Here is a 20152-nt window from a genome sequence, read left to right as displayed (position 1 = left end):
ATTTACATTTATCGGATAGAATCATCCGACCACTTATTTTATAATACACCTAACGATAAGGCGCATCCATCAATATATTACGAGCAATTTCTCGCTCCCAGCGATCTCCATTAAGTAAAAGCTTTTCTTTATCATAATAAAGCTCTTCACGCATCTCCGTCGCAAATTCAAAATTTGGTCCTTCTACAATAGCCTCAACCGGACAAGCTTCTTGGCAAAATCCGCAATAAATGCACTTGACCATATCAATATCATAGCGAACTGTTCTACGTGTACCATCATTGCGCCTTGGTCCCGCTTCAATTGTTATCGCTTGTGCAGGACAAATCGCTTCACATAATTTACATGCAATGCACCGCTCTTCACCATTTGGATAACGACGTAAAGCATGCTCACCACGAAAACGATGAGAAACAAAACCTTTTTCATAAGGATAATTAATTGTAGGTTTTGGCGAAAAAAACTGACGCATCGCTAAAAAAAAGGCATCCACAAACTCTAACAGAAGAAGTGATTTTGCCGCTTGAATAAGACCTGACATATGAGAATTCCTTTTAAGCGAAACTAGTATATTTTAAAATAGCAGCAGTTATCACAACCATCGCCAATGAAATAGGCAGAAACACTTTCCAACCCAGCCTCATTAATTGATCATAGCGATAACGCGGCACAAATGCTTTAACCATAGCAAACCAAAAAAATACGAAACAAACCTTCAAAACAAACCAAATAACACCAGGAACCCAATTAAGCCACCAAACATCCAAGGGAGGTAACCAACCTCCTAAAAATAAAATGGTTGTCAAAGCACACATTAAAACAATAGCAACATATTCGCCAAGAAAAAAAAGCATATAAGGAGTTGAAGAATACTCCACCATATGGCCAGCCACAAGTTCAGATTCTGCTTCAACTAAATCAAAAGGAGGACGATTTGTTTCTGCGAGTGCAGAAATGAAAAATATAATAAACATTGGAAAAAGGATTAACCAATTCCAATCAAGCAAACTGCTGAAAGGTAAACCAAGATATGTTCCAAGCCCTTTATTTTGCTCCTGAACAATTGTTGTAAGATCCAATGAACCACTCACTAAAATAACAGTTACAAGAACAAACCCTATTGAAACTTCATAAGAAACCATTTGTGCTGCTGATCGAAGCGCACCTAAAAAAGGATATTTTGAATTCGATGCCCAGCCCCCCATAATAACACCGTAAACTTCAAGGGATGAAATGGCGAGAATATAAAGTAAACCAACATTAATACTCGCAATTTCCCAACCTTCATTAACTGGAACAACAGCCCAAGCTGATAATGCGAGTGTTGCAGAAACAAAAGGTGCTAAAAGAAAAACACCCTTATTAGCACCAGAAGGAATGATAGGTTCCTTAACAACAAATTTAATTAGATCCGCAAAAGACTGCAATAATCCCCATGGACCTACAACATTCGGACCACGCCGTAATTGTACAGCTGCCCAGATCTTTCTATCCGCATAAAGAAGATAAGCAATAAGAACTAAGAGAACAGTCAAAAGAAGCAGTGTTTTTCCTACTACAATAAACAATGGCAATAGCCAGGTCATAAAGAAATTGTCCATAATATTCTTTTCCCCTCTCTGCCTCTATTCTACAGTTTCTATAGTATGATTTTTTGCAAGAGCTGAACATTCCGCCATAACCGCAGAAGCTCGTGCTATTGGGTTTGTCAAATAAAAGTCTTCAACTACAGAAGTGAATTCTTGTGTCTTTAAAGTAAGCATTTGCGAACCAAGTGCTTTAAGATCACTGATACATGAAGGCGCTATCTCATCAATGCTGGCAAAATGTGGAAAATCACTGAACAAATTTTGTCTTAACTGAGATAATGAATCAAACGGAAGTTTTTTTCCTAAAACATCAGATAAAGCACGTAAAATAGCCCAATCTTCTTTTGCTTCACCTGGGGCAAAACCAGCACGATTTGTCATTTGAACACGCCCCTCTGTATTCACATAAATCCCTGATTTTTCTGTATAAGTGGATGCTGGCAAAATTACATCAGCAGCATGTGCACCATTATCACCATGGCTGCCAATATAAATTGTAAAAGCCTTTTTATGCGCTAAGTCTACTTCATCAGCACCAAGCAAAAATAAAACTTCACAGGTTTCAACAATATTTTTAACCCCAAGCTTAGAAGTGAAACCGATATCAAGTCCTCCAACAGTCGATGCAGCATTATGAAGAACACCAAACCCATTCCATTCTTCACTAAGGGCACCAATACTATCAGCCAATTTTGCAAGATTTTTTAAAACAGAGAGACCTTCTTGACCCAAAACAGCCCCTTCTCCAATAAAGATGATTGGTTTCTTAGCCTTTTTCAGCACATCAAAAAATGGATTTTTTCCTTCAATAAGTGCATTCAACGTGTCAGTATCAGCTCCAAGATAAGAATATGGATATCGTAAATCAACCTTCTCTCCAATTAATGCAATTGGAAATTTCCCCATTCGCTGACGCTTTAAAATACGTGCATTTAGAACAGCTGCTTCAGCACGCGGATTTGATCCAACAATAAGCAATGCGTCAGCTTGTTCAATACCTGCAATAGTAGGATTAAATATATAACTTGAACGCCCTAATTCAGAGGAGAAAGCTATATCTCTTTGACGACAATCAAATATTTTTGATCCCAATGAAGTCAGCAATGCTTTAAGCGCATACATTTCTTCAACGGATGCAAGATCTCCAGCAATTGCACCAATCTTTTCTGCTGACGTTTCAGAAATTACCTTCTTAATTTTTGCAAAAGCTTCTAACCAACTTACAGGATGAAATTTTCCATCTTCACGAATATAAGGCCTATCAAGTCGCTGAGTGCGCAACCCATCCCAAATAAAGCGCGCCTTATCAGAAATCCACTCTTCATTCACATCTTCATTAACACGTGGCATAATACGCATGACTTCACGACCACGGCTATCAATACGAATAGCACTACCGAGAGCATCCATCACATCAATCGATTCTGTTTTAATCAATTCCCATGGCCGTGCATGAAACGCGTAAGGTTTTGAAGTTAAAGCTCCAACTGGACAGAGATCAATAACATTTCCCTGTAATTCAGATGTCATCGCTTTTTCAAGATATGTCGTAATTTCAGCGTCTTCACCACGACCAATTAAACCAAGTTCTGAAATACCTGCAACTTCTGTTGTAAAACGGATACAACGTGTACAGTGAATACACCGTGTCATAACAGTTTTAACAAGAGGACCAATGTATTTATCCTCTACAGCACGTTTATTTTCTGTATAACGAGAACAATCACGCCCATAAAACATAGCCTGATCTTGAAGATCACATTCCCCACCTTGATCACACACAGGACAATCCAATGGATGATTGATGAGAAGAAACTCCATAACACCTTCACGAGCTTTTTTAACCATCTCTGTGTTAGTGAATATCTCAGGTACTTCGCCATTCGGTCCTAACCGTAAATCACGAACCCCCATAGCGCAGGATGCCTGAGGCTTTGGAGGGCCACCCTTAACCTCCACCAAGCACATGCGGCAATTTCCTGCAATTGACAAAGACTCATGAAAACAAAAACGCGGCACTTCAGCACCAGCAGCTTCAGCAGCCTGAAGCAATGTATAATAATCAGGAACTGTAATTTCTTTTCCATCAACTTTGATATTTATCATCACTAACCCAGTCCGCAGACAATTTATCTAAATTTGTATTCCATTATTCATGAAAATAAGATTTTTACCCCACCGCTTCTAAAGCAATATTTTTTCTTTGAACTGCATTACGGGTATAATCATCAATCCTTCGTTCAATCTCTGAACGAAAATTGCGTATTAATCCCTGCACAGGCCAAGCTGCAGCATCACCAAGTGCACAAATAGTATGTCCTTCTACTTGTTTAGAAACTTCAAAAAGAAGGTCAATTTCTCGCTTTTGCGCTTTTCCTTCAACCATGCGCCCCAAAAGGCGCATCATCCAACCAGTACCTTCACGACAGGGTGTACATTGCCCACAACTTTCATGTTTAAAAAAGGCTGCTATACGCCAAATTGCCTTTATTATATCAGTTGATTTATCCATAACAATCGCACCCCCGGTACCAAAAGAAGATCCTACATCACGCATCCCATCAAAATCCATAATTGCATCCATGATATCTTCACCGCGAACAACCGGACAAGAAGCTCCACCTGGAATAACCGCTAAAAGATTATTCCACCCTCCTCGAATACCTCCTGTATGTTTTTCAATTAATTCACGAAAAGAAATCCCCAGAGATTCTTCAAATGTACAAGGTGCATTAACGTGCCCAGAAATCATAAATAACTTTGTTCCAACATTGTTTGGACGACCAATTGATGAAAACCATGAAGCTCCTCGACGCAAAATCGTTGGAGCTACCGCTATAGATTCAACATTATTAACTGTTGTTGGGCAGCCATAGATCCCTACATTAGCAGGAAACGGTGGTTTAAGCCGAGGCTGTCCTTTTTTACCTTCAAGGCTTTCAAGAAGCGCGGTTTCTTCACCACAAATATAAGCGCCAGCACCATGATGAACAATAATATCGCAAGCATGCCCATGCTTAGTCTTTTTACCAAGAAAACCAGCATCATAACATTCATCAATTGCTGCTTGCAGCGCTTCACGCTCACGAATATATTCTCCGCGAACATAAATAAAAGCAACATTTGCTCCCATTGCAAAAGTAGCAATAACACATCCTTCAATCAAAGTATGGGGATCATGTCGCAAAATATCACGATCTTTACATGTTCCAGGTTCTGATTCATCTGCATTCACAACTAAATAATGTGGTCTACCATCACTTTGTTTTGGCATAAAAGACCACTTCATACCTGTAGGGAAACCTGCACCACCACGACCACGTAAACCTGATGCTTTCATTTCATCAATAATCCAATCACGGCCTTTTTCGATAATCGCTTTAGTGTTATCCCAATGCCCGCGTGATATTGCACCTTTTAGCGATCTATCCTTAAAACCATAGATATTGGTGAAAATGCGATCTTTATCAGCTAGCATACCCCACCATTTCCTTTATCACCGACTGCATTTCTAGCATTTTTCTGAACTCAATTTTCAAATATGTTCGTAAGATTTCTTACTTCTACTAAAATAATTTTACAATGGATGGATAATAAATTCCTCATCAATCAAAGCAATATTTATCCTGCTTCTATTTCTTTACTACTTTTCTTCTTTGAAGATTTAAATAATTTCTTCTTATCTTCATCTTCATTAATTAAAGAAGTCAAACCGTTAATGGGCTCTGATGATTTACGGCTATTTTGCGGACCCACAGCTACTTCAAAACCTTTATTTGCTTCAAATGCATCAATAATTTCTTCAAGACGCTCAGCCGTAAGATCTTCATAAGTATCTTTAAAAATCATAACCATCGGTGCATTAACACAAGCACCAAGACACTCTACTTCTTCCCATGATAAAGTTCCCTCTTGATTGGTTACAAAAGGCTCAGGATGAATTTTTTTCTGACAAATTTTGATTAATTCAGTTGAACCACGTAGCATACAAGGGGTAGTACCACAAACTTGAATATGCGCCCTTGTTCCAACTGGTTTTAATTGAAACTGAGTATAAAAAGTCGCAACCTCTAAAACACGTATATAAGCCATAGAAAGCATTTGAGCGATATGCTCTATTGCTGCACGCGTCACCCAACCTTCCTGCTCTTGAGCACGCATTAATAAGGGAATTACAGCTGATTGCTCACGCCCTATAGGATATTTTGCTATAGTATTTTGCGCCCATAGTTGATTTTCTTTTGTAAAAGAAAATTCTTCTGGTTGGTGAATATCATCTGCAAGACGACGCACAGACATTAGCGATCAACCTCTCCAAAAACAATATCAATCGAACCCAAAATAGCTGTTGCATCTGCAAGCATATGACCTCGAGTCAAAAAATCCATCGCTTGAAGATGAGCAAAGCCAGGAGCACGTAATTTAACACGATAAGGCTTATTTGTTCCATCAGAAACCAAGTAAACACCAAATTCACCTTTCGGAGCTTCCACAGCGACATAAACCTCGCCAGGAGGAGTATGAAAACCCTCCGTGTAAAGCTTAAAATGATGAATCAGTGCTTCCATTGAATTTTTCATTTCGCTACGCTTTGGTGGAACAATTTTACGATCTAAACTTGAAACAGGCCCATCTTTTTCAGTACTAAGCAAGCGATCCACGCATTGGCGCATAATTTTTGCTGACTGACGCATTTCTTCCATGCGAATAAGATAGCGATCATAACAATCACTATTTTTACCTACAGGAATATCGAATTCCATTTCATCATAACATTCATAAGGCTGGCTCTTACGTAAATCCCATGGCACTCCAGCTCCACGAATCATGACTCCAGAAAAGCCACGTGCCCAGGCTTCATCAATGCTCACTACACCAATATCTACATTACGTTGTTTAAAAATCCGATTTGGTGTTATAAGTGCATCAAGATTACCAAGAGCAACAAGAAATGGATCAATAAAATTACCAATATCTTCAATTAAAACTTCTGGCAAATCCTGGTGTACACCACCAGGACGAAAGTAATTTGCATGAAGACGTGCACCACATGCACGCTCATAAAAAATCATCAATTTTTCACGCTGCTCAAAGCCCCAAAGTGGTGGTGTCAGAGCGCCAACGTCCATTGCTTGCGTCGTTACATTAAGCAAATGATTAAGCAAACGACCAATTTCAGAAAAGAGCACACGAATCAACTGTCCTCTTTTAGGGACTTCAACACCTAATAATTTTTCAACAGCAAGCACAAAAGCATGCTCTTGATTCATAGGAGCAACATAATCTAAACGATCCAAATAAGGGCCTGCTTGAAGATAAGTTTTTGTTTCCATCAATTTTTCGGTACCGCGGTGCAATAATCCAATATGCGGATCCACACGCTCAACAACTTCACCATCTAGCTCTAAAACCATGCGCAAAACACCATGCGCCGCAGGATGCTGCGGACCAAAATTGATATTAAAATTTCGGACATTAACTTCAGCCACAACTAACCCCTTATTTTTCTAGATGCGCCTTTAAATTGAACACCAACAGAATTTTGCTTATCATATTGCGAAAACACTCAATTATTTATTTGTCTCCATTTCCTTTTGCCTTTTTATCACATGGCAAAACATAATCAGCACCTTCCCAAGGTGAAAGGAAATCAAAATTACGCATTTCCTGCCGTAAAACAACAGGCTCATAGATTACCCGCTTTGCTTCATTATCATAACGACACTCAACAAATCCTGTTACTGGAAAATCTTTACGCAAAGGATGTCCTTCAAATCCGTAATCAGTTAAAATACGTCTTAAATCTGGATGACCTGAAAATAAAATCCCATACATATCGTATGTCTCACGCTCATACCACTCTGCTCCAGGATAAACGGAACAAACAGAAGGAACAGGAACATCTTCATCAGTCCGCACCTTAACACGTAACCGTAAATTCTGAAAAGGCGATAATAATTGGTAAGAAACATCAAAACGTTTATCACGCGCAGGATAATCAACACCACTAATATCTATAATATTAATAAACTGGCAACGTGAATCATCACGAATAAACATTAAAACATCAATAATCGCATCAAGACGCGATACAATAGTCAATTCACCAAACGCAAGCGCACTTTCTTCTAGCTTATCCCCTAACTTTTCCTTTAGGTAAGCAGCAAGCTCGACCAATGTTTCAGTTGCCATAATAAATCCCTATCGCTCTATGGAGCCAGTACGACGAATTTTCTTTTGTAACAACAAAATACCGTACAATAACGCCTCTGCCGTAGGAGGACATCCTGGAACATAAATATCCACTGGCACAATACGATCACACCCACGCACAACCGAATAAGAATAGTGGTAATACCCACCGCCATTTGCACATGACCCCATAGAAATCACGTAACGCGGCTCAGGCATTTGATCATAAACCTTACGTAAAGCAGGTGCCATCTTATTCGTTAAAGTACCAGCAACCACCATCACATCTGATTGACGTGGAGAAGCACGCGGTGCATACCCAAAACGCTCATTATCATAGTGAGGCATGGAACATTGCATCATTTCAACAGCACAACAAGCTAGGCCAAAACTCATCCACATTAATGAACCAGTACGCGCCCAAGTTATCAAAGAATCTACTGAAGTTACTAAAAAGCCCTTATCAGACAATTCAGCATTCATGTCCTGAAAAAATTGATCATTAGCACCAATCAATTTACTGGTATTTGGATCAATAATTCCTTTTGCCTGTGGAGCAACAATCGTTGAATTATTAAACACTAATCCCATTCAAGAGCCCCCTTTTTCCACTCATATATAAACCCGATCATTAAAATAGCTAAGAATAAAATCATTGACCAAAAACCGAACATACCTATCGAGTGAAATGAAACAGCCCATGGAAAAAGAAAAGCAACTTCAAGATCAAAAATAATAAATAAAATTGAAACAAGATAAAAGCGAACATCAAATTTCATACGTGCATCATCAAATGAATTAAATCCACATTCATAAGCTGATAATTTTTCAGGATCAGGAGCACGGTAAGCCACAATGTAAGGCATAACTAAAAGAACTCCAACAATAACCGCTGAAACAATAATAAAAACCAACACCGGTAAATAAGAGCCCAATAAGTGAGTCATAATCCTCTTCCGCTTCAATGAGGTACATAAATTAACGAAGTTACTCAATGTGATTTAGATTTATCTAAATTAAACACATGAATTGCTAAATAACCCCGTTAATTACACTCGCACTGCTTCAAGGGCATGCCGTGCAAAACTTTTCACTAGCATAAGTACCGCAGAGCAAAGAAAGACGCAAGCCCCTATTCTTATAAACTATGGAAAAGTTAAATTTCACAAAAAATTTAACGGTCAGCATCCCAACCGCTACGCACTTTTAAAAATTCTTATATTAAAAATAATCAGGAAGTCACTTTGAAATGGCGCGAGTGACGGGGCTCGAACCCGCGACCTCCGGCGTGACAGGCCAGCACTCTAACCAACTGAGCTACACCCGCGCATTTTATTTTGAATTAATCAAAATTAGTATCAGCGGTGGTGTAAGGTGTTCATCCATCTGTGTCAAGCATACTTCAATGTTTTTTCCAAAAAAATAAAATAAACAACAAAAAACAAAAACTTTTTTATCCGTTAAAAAATATTAATGAATAGCATCTTTGTTCTTGCCTTTAGAAAAAATTTTCCTTAAAGAGCTCTCATCTGATTGCAAATCACAAACAGGGCGATTAGCTCAGCTGGTAGAGCGCCTCGTTTACACCGAGGATGTCGGGAGTTCGAGTCTCTCATCGCCCACCATCGTTATTTTACAATTGTTAATATTTTGATTTTATTGATCTTTTTTAAAGGTGAGGGGTAGTATAATCTAAGGTGAGGAAATAGATTTTTCCAATTCACCCATGCAAACCTCATCAAAATTGACCTCTAAAAGTAGAATGCAAAGCAAAATTAACTCTTTTACCAAATAAATCTAGGTAACATTCTTCGTGCCCAATCTCTATTTCATTGTCACTAACTTTTAAATTAAAAGCCACTCTTTCTTGATAGGCATATCCCGAACGTGATGTCCCTCCCTTGTAAAGGAAAGACAACAGCCTATTTTATACAAAACCGCATTGCTTCTTTAATTTTCTTTATAGCTTTACGGAATTTTTAAAAATTTTAACGTTCAGACACATCCATCGTAAATGGAAAATGACGCGAATTAAACATTAATAATTCATTGTTTTATCTATAGTACCATAAACTCTGTCTTTCGGTACAACAAGTATGAAACAAAGTGCGGTTTTCTGACTAATTTATAAACAATCACAAAGGGGAGAAAATCAAAAGGACATACAATGAAATTGAAGCTGTTGTTATTCTTCTTGAGCTTATTATTAACTCTTCATACTTCTTTTGCAGCTCCTATTCCTCCTCAAGTGTTGCCAACACCTCCTCAGACTCCCGGTGATAGAGCTATTCGCGTTAAAGTCCATACAGGGAAAGAATATTGCTACACCCCAACATTTGTGGAAGGTGAAGGTTACGTTTACATCGGGGATTGCAATTATGGTAAAGTGGCTAGATATGATCTCTTTCGAAGAATAGCCTGGAAGATCAATGGTGTTTGGCTATGTATGACAGCCCCTAGTTCAGTTACAGGTATTGGTGAAAAATCTACAGCTAAGTGGGATTATATTTTATTAAGACCTTGTGTAATCAATGATCCCAACCAACAATGGATCATTAAAAAAGATGCCTCTAACAAAGATGCCTTTTATACAGCCCATGAAAATTTCCGTGTGAAAGATTATAAATGGTATGCTTATATTTCCAAAAACCCAAATGATTACTACGATCATACCTTAATTCCTACAATGAATCGGTGGGAAAACATTGTGGCTACTCCTGTGAATATTAATCTCAAAATGTTCATAGGCTGGAATTTTGCAAGTGGCCCTAGCTTCTCTAGGTACTACATAACAGATGATGGATCTAAATCAGACGTTTTTGATCTTTACTACAATCCTGAAAATGGCCGCATTGCCAGATATTTTCCTTCCACGGGAGCGATGTCTTGCATGGTTTCTCAACAATCTTCTTCAGAAAATTGGGATTGGGTCAAATGGCTGTTGTGCAACGATAAAGATACTGTCACTGCTAAACAAGACATTGCATCCTGGAACATTTCTTTGTTTGCTAGACGTGAAGGAACACTTACGGATTATAAAGGTAATTTTTTAAGAGTGACCCAATATGGCTCCAGTTGGGGTTCCCCCTACACAGCTAAGCCTGATTACCTTGAAAAAGACACAACAAACTCTCCAAAATCTAACTTTATTTTTTCTTATGACATGGAGAGATGGTATCGCTATGTCAATGGGAATTTAGGGGACACACTTGCTTATTGCCCTGCTCCTGGAACAAAGGAGAATATTGCTAAAACACGAGTAAAACGGTCTTTACCTCCTGATTTTGAACTCAACGAGACATGGACACAGAGATTATGGGAAATTGCTATAAGCACTAGTTCTACAGGTCAAGAAGCAATTGCCTTTTGTGGAATCTGTATGGTGCAAACTATGCAAATGCTTGCTGAATTACAAGAACGTTATCCGGGAGCCCCCTTTCAACACAGCACAGGTTATTTCTTTAATACACAAGAAGGTGTAGATCCATTTATCTCATTTCGTGCTAGATTTCCTGAGCTCGCAGAAAGACTTCAAGCCACAATGTCTTATGTGAACCTACCTTGGCATGTAGGAGATGATAGTTTTACACGAACGAGTAGAGTCACTCGTGCAACAGCATTAATTTTGTTACCCAGATATGATTGGAGACCTTCAACTATTGCCAGAACGCAGGAAGAAATGAGAAGCAGACTTCAAGATCTGTTACGTGCTCCTCCTGGAACCACTTGGTATATTGCAATAGTCCGATCCAATATAGATGGTAGCAATATGATTGGTCATGTCCAACCTATTTTAAGGACAAACCGAGGACTAGTCCTAATCCCTACAAATGCATATGACATGACTTTGTTGCAATTCAGGCGATATATTGCTCCAATACAAAATGCAGAAGAATTGATTAATCGCCTTTCAGCGAGCAGCACTTTGACGATTCATTCACTTGTGACTTATCAAATGGCTCAGTTGGATGAAATTCCCTTGAATCTTTATATTTCACAAAGTAATTGTACTGGAGAAGGAGATCATAGAAGAGGCGATAAACACCTTCCTAGAACTTCTCTTATTAATCAATGTATCAGTGGCAGATGTGCAATTCAATAGCATAGCCTTTTAAGTCTTTGCAAGCCATTTCTTCAAATGTGTGAAGATCGATCCAGTGCATTCAGAAGACGCTCAAGATCAAGAATCAACAAAATATGATCAACACTATCCATCGCGTTAAACGAGACATCAGTTTCATCCCCTGGTAAGTATTCATCATCTCTTGCAAAAGATCTTTCTCTGATTCCATGAGCTCTACACTCTTGCTCTTATTACTTTCTCTTTTTGCCATCTTGCCAACCACACATATCTTCCCCCTGCTTGTTGTGCTTTAAGAGATCTCTCGCTAAATTTGGATTAGAACTGATCACATCTAAATCCTGGCGCTCCAAATAAATGGGTAACCACCCCACACAAGAAGCACGCTCATTTGTAGCGCACTCACTGAGACAGAGCAGAACGCACATCAGCATCACTTTTTCGGTTAATCTCATTTTCTACCTCAAGCCGTGTTTTTGCTATCTTTAAGGCACGCTCTGTTTGCTGGTGCTGCTCAGCTTTCCTCCCAAGATCAAAGATTTTGCTAAAGCCATAAAAAAAGCAGCCAAAGCTGCTAGAGTAATCAGAAAATATTCTTTCAACCAGGTCATAAGCGTTTTTCTTGAAAATGTTTGGCAACGAAGACAAGTCCTATACAGGCAGAAAAAACCATAATGGAAGCTAAAGCCCATTGAACAGGACCCTGCCCTGTAAAAATCCCTGTTAAACTTGATAAAGAACCAATGATGGGAGCAAGAACTTCTGCTTTAAAAGAATGACTGGGCCCTTTGGTTTCTACTTTTTGATAAAGTGCAAGTCATTCTTTGGATATTTTTCGCATATGTCTTCTCCCCATAAAAAAAGCCCATCCCTTATGGACAGGTCTTATTTACTTCCATTTTTTAAAACAGATAATTTGTGATATTTCGGTCTTGAGTGCAGTCAAACCCTGTTTTTAAGAGCAAGGATGGAGTCAAAAAATAAGTCTTATACCCTAATAAGATGAACAAAGGCTGGTGTTCAATTCCAGCCTTTGTTTTTCTTATTAATGGCAAAGTGCCTTGTCTAAATCCGGGCTGTAAGCCTTCAACCAAGGATCAAAATTTAGAGACAATTCTGAATCGCCAATGAGAACTCATGAACGCGCATGAATTGATGTTCTTCTCCATAAAAATTTGCGGCGCTGTGATGCAGTTCATTAGTTGGAAAGATGTCACAGACAATATCATTCATTTAAAAACAGAAAAGAGCCAGTTTCAAACGGATGTCTTTCTTTCCATTTTGCCTAAATTAGCTGCTACACTCGCAACGGATCCAATTGGTGATGAGACGTTTATCTGTAGTAAAAGCAGCAAAAAATTCACCAAAGAAAGCTTTGGCAATAATATATTTCGTAAAGCCCGTAACTAGGCAGGTATAAAAAAATCAGCCCATGGATTAAGAAAATTGGCTGCAACAAGAGCAGCCAATTCAGGAGCTACAGTTTCACAAATAAAAGCACTTTTTGGGTGGCCGAAGATAGCAGGGCATCCCTTTATACTAAGAGTGCAGATCGCAAAAACTTGCTCTAGAATCCATAAAAAAGCTACAAAAAGATGCGGAATAGACTCTAAGAAATCAATAAAATCAAAGGACTTTTAATTCCCTAATCTTTACATAACTCATTGAATCTATTTAATATTGGTGATCCCGACAGGATTCGAACCTGTGACCCACGGCTTAGAAGGCCGTTGCTCTATCCAGCTGAGCTACGGGACCGACTGAGTATTTTGGTAATTAAAAATAACATCCCTGTTAGTGCGTCCAAGATTGCTGCCGATCACTGCGAAAATTATCAGCATAAGAAATAGCACGACGCGAAGTCTTATACACATTTTCTACTCGATAAGGAATATCATTTTTGATAGCAAAAGCAATAGCTTCTTCTTTCATCTTAAACTGGATTTTTATCTGACTATTCATATCAGACGTCGCTGTATATCCCATAAGAGGCTCACACATCTTTGGCCGTTCTGGTTCATATTGAAGAATCCAAAATCCCGTATTAGCCTTACCTGACTGCATTGATGTTTTTGCCGGACTGTAAATACGTGCAACCATAGTTCTCTCTTTTAGATAAGGTAGCGTTTGTATGACAATTCTTTACCACATACCACACAATTATCCCATGATTTTTCATTAAAACATGGTCGGAGCGATAGGATTCGAACCTACGACCCCCTGATCCCAAATCAGGTGCGCTACCAGACTGCGCTACGCTCCGTTATTGATACCCGAAATACCTTCCCTAAAATTTTAGAGGCAGAAGTGCAAGAGAAAAACATATTTTTTTTAAATTTTATTCTATTTATTCATAGATAAGAATTGTTCGAACAACTCTTCATTTAATTATATCTTATGATCGGAAATAAGAAAAATAATATTTCCAGAAAAAGTAATCAAAAAACAAATAAAATAGCTACTTAAAATAGAATCATTCTTTCACAATCATTACTCACTTACGAAGAAGTCAGAGTTCATCCAAGATAACTGCATCTTTCTTGCGCATTTCAATAATAATAAAACTATTTTACATCAAATAATTGAAGCTGCATTCAACATAATATCACTGCATTTGCATGTTGATGGCTTCACCAATAACAGTCCGCGTTATTTTACTTTTTCTTTGCAATGCTAATCGATCAACAGAATCAACAACACGCTGTAATGCAAACAAAGATCGCTCACAACGAGTGACAAGGTAATGGATAATATCTGAATGAACAGCAATTTGCCGATCTGAAAAAAGTTTAAAAGCAACAGCTGTTAATAGAGCGTCATCAGGTTGATTAATAGCAACCAACATAACCGAATTCAGACGACTTTTTAAATCATTTAACTTTAAATTCCATGTAGATGGCACTGTACGAGCGGTTATTAACAAATTAGTTTGACGTGCATCAAGATTTGCTTGCTGAATACTATTAATCAAATGAAAAAGCCCAGTTTCACTGATTTGGCCTGCATCAATATTCTCAATTAAAAGCGATTTACCCGAAGAAACTAAAGAAATAACCCGATCAATATCTTCACGATCAACAGTTAAAGCATTAGCTTTTTGTGCCCATACACTAGAAAAATGCGTTTTTCCAGAGCCTTCTTTTCCAACCAAAATAGCAATAGGCAGTATCCAATTTGGCCAATTATCAATTAACTGAAAAGCCATACGATTACTATCCGTAACGACCAAATTATCAAAACAAAAGACAGATTCATAAGGTAAATCTAGAGGTAATTGGACTTCCCGCTCATTCATTCCACAAGCTCCGAATTTTTGCCTTGTGAATATAATTCAGAACTAAGGTAGGTATGAAGGGCAAAACGAACCAAAACTCCAACAGCTGCTGCTGCAGGAACAGCAACAAGCATACCTGTAAAACCAAATAATGAACCAAAGGCAAACAGTGCAAACATTAACCACACTGGATGAAGGCCTACGGATGAACCTACAAGCTTTGGCTGAAGGATGCAGGCTTCAATAAATTGACCAATGAAAAAAACAACCATAACAATAACAATCCGCCCCCAGTCATCTGGATAAAACTGAACCCAGGAAACACCAACAGACAATACAAAGCCAATCATTGTACCAATGTAAGGAATAAAACTAATAAGACCAACAAGCATACCAATTACAAGACCAAAATTAAGTCCTGTGATAGTCAAGCCAATAGCATAATACCCTCCTAATACCAAACAAACTGTTCCCTGCCCACGAATAAAGCCAGCAACAGCTCTATCCATTTCATGAAAAATACTGCGAACAGTTGCAAGATGATCCCGCGGTATCCACGAATCAACAGTTTCAATCATACGCTGCCAATCTAATAACATGTAAAATGCTACCACAGGCACTACCACTAATAAGCTAACAATATTAACAATAGATCTTCCTGATCTTAAAAGTGAATTTAAAAAAGATGTAATAAAATCAGAACTTTGTCCTAAAAGTGCTGTGATATTACTTTGTAATTCACTTGGATCACTACCAAAATAATGTCTAATCCAATCAAAATTATATTCGACAAAAAAAGTTTGAATGCGATTCATATAAGTTGGCAAACCATTACTTACAAATTGCTGTATTTGCCAGCTAATAATAGGAATCAAAATTGTTAGAGAGACCACAAAAATAACAATAATAAATAGAGTAATCAAAATAGTGCCAAAAACACGATGAATACCAATTTCTTCAAGTAATTCTATCACTGGATTAAGAAAATAAGCTAATACAATCCCTGCTATAAAAGGAAACAAAATCGATCCAAAAATAAACATAAAAAGAATAAAGGAAATTAACGCACCTAACCAAAATAAAATTTGTTTACTCATACCATTTGGCAACGGCGTTTGAGCATAAGCTGGCACGTAAGCAGTATGACGACCCTGAGGCTTATTTTCATTAATTCTCTTTTTCATCGTCTGCAAAGTAGAGCTATTATTATGATTATCTAATAACTTATTCATCAATATCCAAAAAAATTCTTCAAAAAAGATTATGCAACTTCTTTCACTCAGGTCAAGAAAAACAATTATTCATATTTCTGGGTGCTAATATCAATATCTCTTGCAGAGATAACTCTATCGTGGCATTGCGTAAATACCAGAACTGATTTTCCATAAGGCAACCCTTAATGAGTAATAAAAACTTTATGAATGATAAGCCCGATAACAGCCTTACTTATGCAGAAGCCGGTGTTGATATTAATATAGGTAATGCTATGGTAGAAAAAATAAAACCCTATATACGTTCAACGAAGCGAGCCGGTGCAGATACAGAAATTGGTGGCTTTGGTGGTCTTTTTGATTTAAAAGCAGCAGGTTTTACAGATCCTATTCTCGTAGCAGCAACTGATGGTGTTGGAACAAAGCTAAAAATTGCTATTGAAGTAGGTATCCATAACACTGTTGGTCTTGACCTTGTAGCTATGTGTGTCAATGATTTGATTGTACAGGGTGCTGAACCCCTTTTTTTCTTGGATTATTTTGCTACCGGAAAGCTTAATACTGAACAAGGTTCTGCAATCATTTCCGGTATTGCAGAAGGATGTCGACAAGCAGGTGCTGCTCTCATCGGAGGGGAAACTGCAGAAATGCCTGGAATGTATGCAAATGGAGACTATGATTTAGCAGGATTTGCTGTAGGAGCTGTTGAACGTGGCGCACTATTGCCTGTAAAAAACTTGCAAGAAGGCGACATTATTTTAGGTCTTAGCTCATCTGGAATTCATTCTAATGGTTTTTCTCTTGTTAGGCAAATTGTTGAACAAGGCAGCTTTAAATGGGATCACCCTGCTCCCTTTAATCCTCAAATCAGCCTCAGCGAAGCACTTCTCACGCCAACTCGTATTTATGTAAAATCACTCTTATCAACTATACGAACTTATAAAGGAATCAAAGCTCTCGCCCATATCACAGGCGGTGGATTTCCTGAAAATATTCCACGTATACTGCCGCCTTCTCTTTGCTCTGAAATTAATCTTTCTGCTATTAATGTTCCACCTGTGTTTTCATGGATTTCTGAACAAGGTAGAGTGCAAACAACAGAAATGCTAAGAACATTTAATTGTGGTATTGGTATGATTATTATTGTAGCAGAAAACTCAGTTGAAGAGCTTAGCAAAGCACTTAAAATACAAGGAGAAACTGTTACTTCTCTTGGCGTTTTAACACAATGTCATGGTAAAAAAGTGGTCTATAAGGGTGAATTGCGTTTATGAAAAAAAAAGTTATCATTTTTATTTCTGGCAATGGATCTAATATGGTCTCACTTGTTAAAGCAAGTAAGCAAACTGGATACCCCGCTGAAATTATTGCTGTTATTTGTGACAACCCTCATGCTGCTGGCATTGAAAAAGCACGTGACAATAATATACCCATTCATATCTTTGATCGCAAAAGCTATCCTTCCAAGGAAACGCATGAGGAATCTATTCTTAATATTTTAGCTCAATATCAACCAGACTTGATCTGCTTCGCTGGCTATATGCGGCTTATTTCACCACATTTCATAAAACTTTATGAAAATAAAATCCTCAACATACATCCCTCTCTTCTCCCTTCATTTAAAGGTTTAAACACCCATGAAAGAGTTTTAGAAGCAGGCGTTAAAATCTCGGGTTGTACTGTGCATCTTGTTGCTGAAGAAATGGACTCAGGAAAGATACTTGCTCAAGCTGCTGTCCCTGTATGCCCTTGTGATAATACTGATAGTTTAGCGCAAAAAGTTCTTAAAGCTGAACATAAACTTTATCCAAAAGCTTTAAGGGCTTTCATTGAAGGGCACTATCAAGAAACAGATCCTCAACAGCAACTTTTCTCTTTCTAAATATTAAGTATTAAGCCATCTTGCTTAAATTTACCCTTTCATTTCTATAAATTATGCAATAGTCTTTTGTTTTTGAAAAAAATTTTGCAAAAAAATGCATCTCTTCTTCTAATAACTACCTGTAAATTTCTGAAAAATTATGTTTTTTAAGGAGTATATTTCTTCAAAAACAATGTAATACATTCAAAACCTAATCTTTAAAAAGATAAACGTGTAAGATATATCTTATACGACAATCTTTTCACAGCTATATTATCTTGATATCCTGCTAAATTTAAACACAGTTAAATGCTGTGTTGCATGTATGTAATATTTTGCCATATATTTGATAATTATTCTTTAAGTGATAAAGACACACAAATGACTTACCAACAACAACATTCAATGATAAGTTTCATTGTGAAATTTTTAATTATAGTTATGTCAAATATTCTAGCTTTCTTGCCTTTAGCAAATGCAGAAAACAAAAAGAAAATATTTGATCACTCAATTACAGAAAACTTGAAAATACAGCTTCTAGAAGATCCTATTTTTCTATCTAAGCTTAGCGAAAAAATTACACTAAGCACCCATGATCATTATATCCAGAAAGTTATAAAAGATTATTTACTTAAAAACCCAGAAATTATGATTGAACTGGAACTTGCTTTTCAAAAACAACTGAAAGAACAAAATGAAAAACAAGCTCTAGTTATCAAATTATTAGAAAAAGAAATTTTTCATTCTTCTCATGACGCTGTTTTAGGAAATCCAAATGGCGATATAGTAGTTGTTAATTTTTTTGATTATAATTGTGGGTATTGCAAACATTTTTATTCAATTATAATGAACTTAATAGAGGAGTATCCAAACCTGCGAGTCATTATTAAAGACTTCCCAATTTTAGGTCCTGATTCAATGGCAGTACATACTGTTGCTTATGTATTTCGAAAAAAATTTCCAGAAAAATATGCTCAGTTTTATAAAGAGCTGTTAACGGATCCAAGTCGTGCTAATAAAGCTAAAGCTATAAAAGTAGCAGTTTCACTGGGAGCAAATGAAAAAGAGCTGCACAACATGATGAAAGACCATAATCTACAAAAAGTTTTTAACGAAAATATTCAGATTGCTTCTGCATTAAATATCACTGGTACTCCCTCTTTTATCATTAATAATATGGTATTTGTTGGAGCTATAGGAAAGGAAACTTTAAAGGAAATAATACAAAACATGCAATAAGCAATTTCCTTTAACGCATCAAATTTATTGAAAGATACTAAGCATTGATTGTATAATTTTTCTTTTTATAAGTATATAATTTTATGTAGTAAATTGATCTAAAACTCAAAATGTATTGCAAAACATCAGAAAAAATATAATCAGAAGTCTAGAAATATTGTGTCGTAAGAGTATAAGAAGTGATGATCTTCACCGGTCAAGGAGTTAAAAATTAAAATGATAACAAAAAAAATGGATGAGACAAAACATACAAAAATCAATATGGACATTATCCGTGACCTTGCAAAGATTTTGAATGACACAAATCTGACTAACATTGAGCTTGAACAAGGCGGGCTTCGTATTTGTGTGTCACGCCAAAATACCTCAGCTTCCTCTGAGCAAGTAATTTATGCTCCTGTTACAACTCCTAATGTGACCTCTGCTCCGACGACTGTCGCTTCGCCTGTGAAAGAAGAAAAATCAAGAAACACAATAGCATCTCCAATGGTTGGTACAGCATATCTTGCACCTTCTCCAGGTGCACAACCTTTCGTAGAAATAGGACAAAATGTTTCTGAAGGACAAACATTACTTATCATTGAAGCAATGAAAACGATGAATCACATCTCATCACCACGTTCAGGAACTGTAACCGCAATTCTTGTTAAAGATGCTCAGCCAGTTGAGTTTGACGAACCACTTATTATTGTTGAGTGAAGCGAG

17 protein-coding genes, 4 tRNA genes and 3 pseudogenes are annotated in these 20152 nt (G+C 37.4%); 7 read left to right on the top strand and 17 right to left on the bottom strand.

Annotated elements, in window-relative coordinates; genetic code table 11:
* Positions 1-49: 49 nt before the first annotated feature.
* The 10 genes from nuoI to BARBAKC583_RS03790 all read right to left on the bottom strand — a co-directional run bounded on the left by nuoI (position 50) and on the right by BARBAKC583_RS03790 (position 9108).
* Positions 50-541: an NADH-quinone oxidoreductase subunit NuoI gene (gene nuoI / locus BARBAKC583_RS03835; RefSeq protein WP_005767075.1), complete on the bottom strand. Its 492-nt coding sequence runs from the start codon at positions 539-541 to the stop codon at positions 50-52.
* A 13-nt stretch (positions 542-554) separates the two neighbouring features.
* Positions 555-1601 carry an NADH-quinone oxidoreductase subunit NuoH gene (gene nuoH, locus BARBAKC583_RS03830; protein WP_005767074.1) on the bottom strand — a complete coding sequence of 349 codons (1047 nt, stop codon included), beginning with the start codon at positions 1599-1601 and terminating at the stop codon, positions 555-557.
* 24 nt (positions 1602-1625) lie between these two features.
* Complete coding sequence (nuoG, locus tag BARBAKC583_RS03825) at positions 1626-3695, bottom strand: NADH-quinone oxidoreductase subunit NuoG (protein ID WP_005767072.1); 2070 nt, start codon at positions 3693-3695, stop codon at positions 1626-1628.
* Positions 3696-3759: 64 nt separating this feature from the next.
* The gene (nuoF, locus tag BARBAKC583_RS03820) at positions 3760-5067 is read right to left on the bottom strand and encodes an NADH-quinone oxidoreductase subunit NuoF (protein WP_005767070.1); all 1308 of its coding nucleotides are present in this window, start codon (positions 5065-5067) and stop codon (positions 3760-3762) included.
* Positions 5068-5210: 143 nt separating this feature from the next.
* Positions 5211-5888, bottom strand: coding sequence for an NADH-quinone oxidoreductase subunit NuoE (gene nuoE / locus BARBAKC583_RS03815; RefSeq protein ID WP_005767068.1), 678 nt, complete (start codon positions 5886-5888; stop codon positions 5211-5213).
* A complete protein-coding gene (locus tag BARBAKC583_RS03810) occupies positions 5888-7078 on the bottom strand; it encodes an NADH-quinone oxidoreductase subunit D (protein ID WP_005767066.1) in 1191 nt (396 codons plus the stop codon). The genes nuoE and BARBAKC583_RS03810 overlap by 1 nt, the downstream gene beginning before the upstream one ends.
* An 85-nt stretch (positions 7079-7163) precedes the next feature.
* Entirely contained in the window at positions 7164-7781 is a 618-nt protein-coding gene (locus BARBAKC583_RS03805) for an NADH-quinone oxidoreductase subunit C (RefSeq protein WP_005767064.1), read from the bottom strand.
* Positions 7782-7790: 9 nt separating this feature from the next.
* The gene (locus tag BARBAKC583_RS03800) at positions 7791-8372 is read right to left on the bottom strand and encodes a NuoB/complex I 20 kDa subunit family protein (protein WP_005767062.1); all 582 of its coding nucleotides are present in this window, start codon (positions 8370-8372) and stop codon (positions 7791-7793) included.
* Complete coding sequence (locus BARBAKC583_RS03795; RefSeq protein ID WP_005767060.1) at positions 8363-8728, bottom strand: NADH-quinone oxidoreductase subunit A; 366 nt, start codon at positions 8726-8728, stop codon at positions 8363-8365. Before BARBAKC583_RS03795 ends, BARBAKC583_RS03800 begins: the two co-directional genes overlap by 10 nt.
* 303 nt (positions 8729-9031) lie before the next feature.
* A tRNA-Asp gene (locus BARBAKC583_RS03790) sits at positions 9032-9108 on the bottom strand.
* Between the two features lie 222 nt (positions 9109-9330).
* Here BARBAKC583_RS03790 and BARBAKC583_RS03785 point away from each other — a divergent pair.
* A tRNA-Val gene (locus BARBAKC583_RS03785) sits at positions 9331-9406 on the top strand.
* Between the two features lie 542 nt (positions 9407-9948).
* Positions 9949-11883 (top strand): DUF1561 family protein, encoded by a 1935-nt coding sequence (locus BARBAKC583_RS03780; RefSeq protein WP_005767058.1) that lies wholly within the window; start codon positions 9949-9951, stop codon positions 11881-11883.
* Between the two features lie 381 nt (positions 11884-12264).
* Here BARBAKC583_RS03780 and BARBAKC583_RS03770 read toward each other — a convergent pair.
* A pseudogene (locus tag BARBAKC583_RS03770) lies at positions 12265-12473 on the bottom strand (hypothetical protein).
* Positions 12470-12670 (bottom strand): annotated as a pseudogene (locus tag BARBAKC583_RS07085) (lysozyme); the annotation flags it as partial. The pseudogenes BARBAKC583_RS03770 and BARBAKC583_RS07085, both read right to left, overlap by 4 nt.
* A 325-nt stretch (positions 12671-12995) precedes the next feature.
* Between BARBAKC583_RS07085 and BARBAKC583_RS06815 the strand changes: the two are divergent.
* Positions 12996-13468, top strand: a pseudogene (locus tag BARBAKC583_RS06815) (tyrosine-type recombinase/integrase); the annotation flags it as partial.
* A 75-nt stretch (positions 13469-13543) separates the two neighbouring features.
* On the opposite strand, the gene BARBAKC583_RS03760 reads toward BARBAKC583_RS06815, so the two are convergent.
* From BARBAKC583_RS03760 to BARBAKC583_RS03740, 5 genes are all read right to left on the bottom strand, one after another.
* A tRNA-Arg gene (locus BARBAKC583_RS03760) sits at positions 13544-13620 on the bottom strand.
* A gap of 36 nt (positions 13621-13656) precedes the next feature.
* The gene (locus tag BARBAKC583_RS03755; protein ID WP_005767048.1) at positions 13657-13962 is read right to left on the bottom strand and encodes an ETC complex I subunit; all 306 of its coding nucleotides are present in this window, start codon (positions 13960-13962) and stop codon (positions 13657-13659) included.
* Positions 13963-14048: 86 nt separating this feature from the next.
* Positions 14049-14125, bottom strand: a tRNA-Pro gene (locus BARBAKC583_RS03750).
* A 342-nt stretch (positions 14126-14467) separates the two neighbouring features.
* Positions 14468-15157, bottom strand: a complete 690-nt coding sequence (gene hdaA, locus BARBAKC583_RS03745; RefSeq protein ID WP_005767047.1) for a DnaA regulatory inactivator HdaA — start codon at positions 15155-15157, stop codon at positions 14468-14470.
* Positions 15154-16368, bottom strand: coding sequence for an AI-2E family transporter (locus BARBAKC583_RS03740; RefSeq protein WP_005767046.1), 1215 nt, complete (start codon positions 16366-16368; stop codon positions 15154-15156). Before BARBAKC583_RS03740 ends, hdaA begins: the two co-directional genes overlap by 4 nt.
* Before the next feature lie 167 nt (positions 16369-16535).
* Here BARBAKC583_RS03740 and purM point away from each other — a divergent pair, with 167 nt between their 5' ends.
* From purM to accB, 4 genes are all read left to right on the top strand, one after another.
* A complete protein-coding gene (gene purM, locus BARBAKC583_RS03730; protein ID WP_011807356.1) occupies positions 16536-17621 on the top strand; it encodes a phosphoribosylformylglycinamidine cyclo-ligase in 1086 nt (361 codons plus the stop codon).
* The gene (purN, locus tag BARBAKC583_RS03725; protein ID WP_005767044.1) at positions 17618-18229 is read left to right on the top strand and encodes a phosphoribosylglycinamide formyltransferase; all 612 of its coding nucleotides are present in this window, start codon (positions 17618-17620) and stop codon (positions 18227-18229) included. The genes purM and purN overlap by 4 nt, the downstream gene beginning before the upstream one ends.
* A 360-nt stretch (positions 18230-18589) precedes the next feature.
* Complete coding sequence (locus BARBAKC583_RS03715; protein ID WP_005767043.1) at positions 18590-19447, top strand: DsbA family protein; 858 nt, start codon at positions 18590-18592, stop codon at positions 19445-19447.
* A gap of 216 nt (positions 19448-19663) precedes the next feature.
* Positions 19664-20146: an acetyl-CoA carboxylase biotin carboxyl carrier protein gene (gene accB, locus BARBAKC583_RS03705; RefSeq protein WP_005767042.1), complete on the top strand. Its 483-nt coding sequence runs from the start codon at positions 19664-19666 to the stop codon at positions 20144-20146.
* Positions 20147-20152 lie beyond the last annotated feature (6 nt).

This window comes from Bartonella bacilliformis KC583, assembly GCF_000015445.1.
In the GTDB taxonomy this organism is placed as follows: domain Bacteria; phylum Pseudomonadota; class Alphaproteobacteria; order Rhizobiales; family Rhizobiaceae; genus Bartonella; species Bartonella bacilliformis.
The sequence above is the reverse complement of the archived record's forward strand: the minus strand, read 5'-3'. Positions and strand labels throughout refer to the sequence as shown.

Excerpts from the sequence above, each read along its gene's own strand:
- nuoI (WP_005767075.1), bottom strand. The coding sequence starts at position 541 with ATGTCAGGTCTTATTCAAGCGGCAAAATCACTTCTTCTGTTAGAGTTT.
- nuoH (WP_005767074.1), bottom strand. The coding sequence starts at position 1,601 with ATGGACAATTTCTTTATGACCTGGCTATTGCCATTGTTTATTGTAGTA.
- nuoG (WP_005767072.1), bottom strand. The coding sequence starts at position 3,695 with ATGATAAATATCAAAGTTGATGGAAAAGAAATTACAGTTCCTGATTAT.
- nuoF (WP_005767070.1), bottom strand. The coding sequence starts at position 5,067 with ATGCTAGCTGATAAAGATCGCATTTTCACCAATATCTATGGTTTTAAG.
- nuoE (WP_005767068.1), bottom strand. The coding sequence starts at position 5,888 with ATGTCTGTGCGTCGTCTTGCAGATGATATTCACCAACCAGAAGAATTT.
- BARBAKC583_RS03805 (WP_005767064.1), bottom strand. The coding sequence starts at position 7,781 with ATGGCAACTGAAACATTGGTCGAGCTTGCTGCTTACCTAAAGGAAAAG.
- BARBAKC583_RS03800 (WP_005767062.1), bottom strand. The coding sequence starts at position 8,372 with ATGGGATTAGTGTTTAATAATTCAACGATTGTTGCTCCACAGGCAAAA.
- BARBAKC583_RS03795 (WP_005767060.1), bottom strand. The coding sequence starts at position 8,728 with ATGACTCACTTATTGGGCTCTTATTTACCGGTGTTGGTTTTTATTATT.
- BARBAKC583_RS03780 (WP_005767058.1), top strand. The coding sequence starts at position 9,949 with ATGAAATTGAAGCTGTTGTTATTCTTCTTGAGCTTATTATTAACTCTT.
- BARBAKC583_RS03755 (WP_005767048.1), bottom strand. The coding sequence starts at position 13,962 with ATGGTTGCACGTATTTACAGTCCGGCAAAAACATCAATGCAGTCAGGT.
- hdaA (WP_005767047.1), bottom strand. The coding sequence starts at position 15,157 with ATGAATGAGCGGGAAGTCCAATTACCTCTAGATTTACCTTATGAATCT.
- BARBAKC583_RS03740 (WP_005767046.1), bottom strand. The coding sequence starts at position 16,368 with ATGAATAAGTTATTAGATAATCATAATAATAGCTCTACTTTGCAGACG.
- purM (WP_011807356.1), top strand. The coding sequence starts at position 16,536 with ATGAGTAATAAAAACTTTATGAATGATAAGCCCGATAACAGCCTTACT.
- purN (WP_005767044.1), top strand. The coding sequence starts at position 17,618 with ATGAAAAAAAAAGTTATCATTTTTATTTCTGGCAATGGATCTAATATG.
- BARBAKC583_RS03715 (WP_005767043.1), top strand. The coding sequence starts at position 18,590 with ATGACTTACCAACAACAACATTCAATGATAAGTTTCATTGTGAAATTT.
- accB (WP_005767042.1), top strand. The coding sequence starts at position 19,664 with ATGATAACAAAAAAAATGGATGAGACAAAACATACAAAAATCAATATG.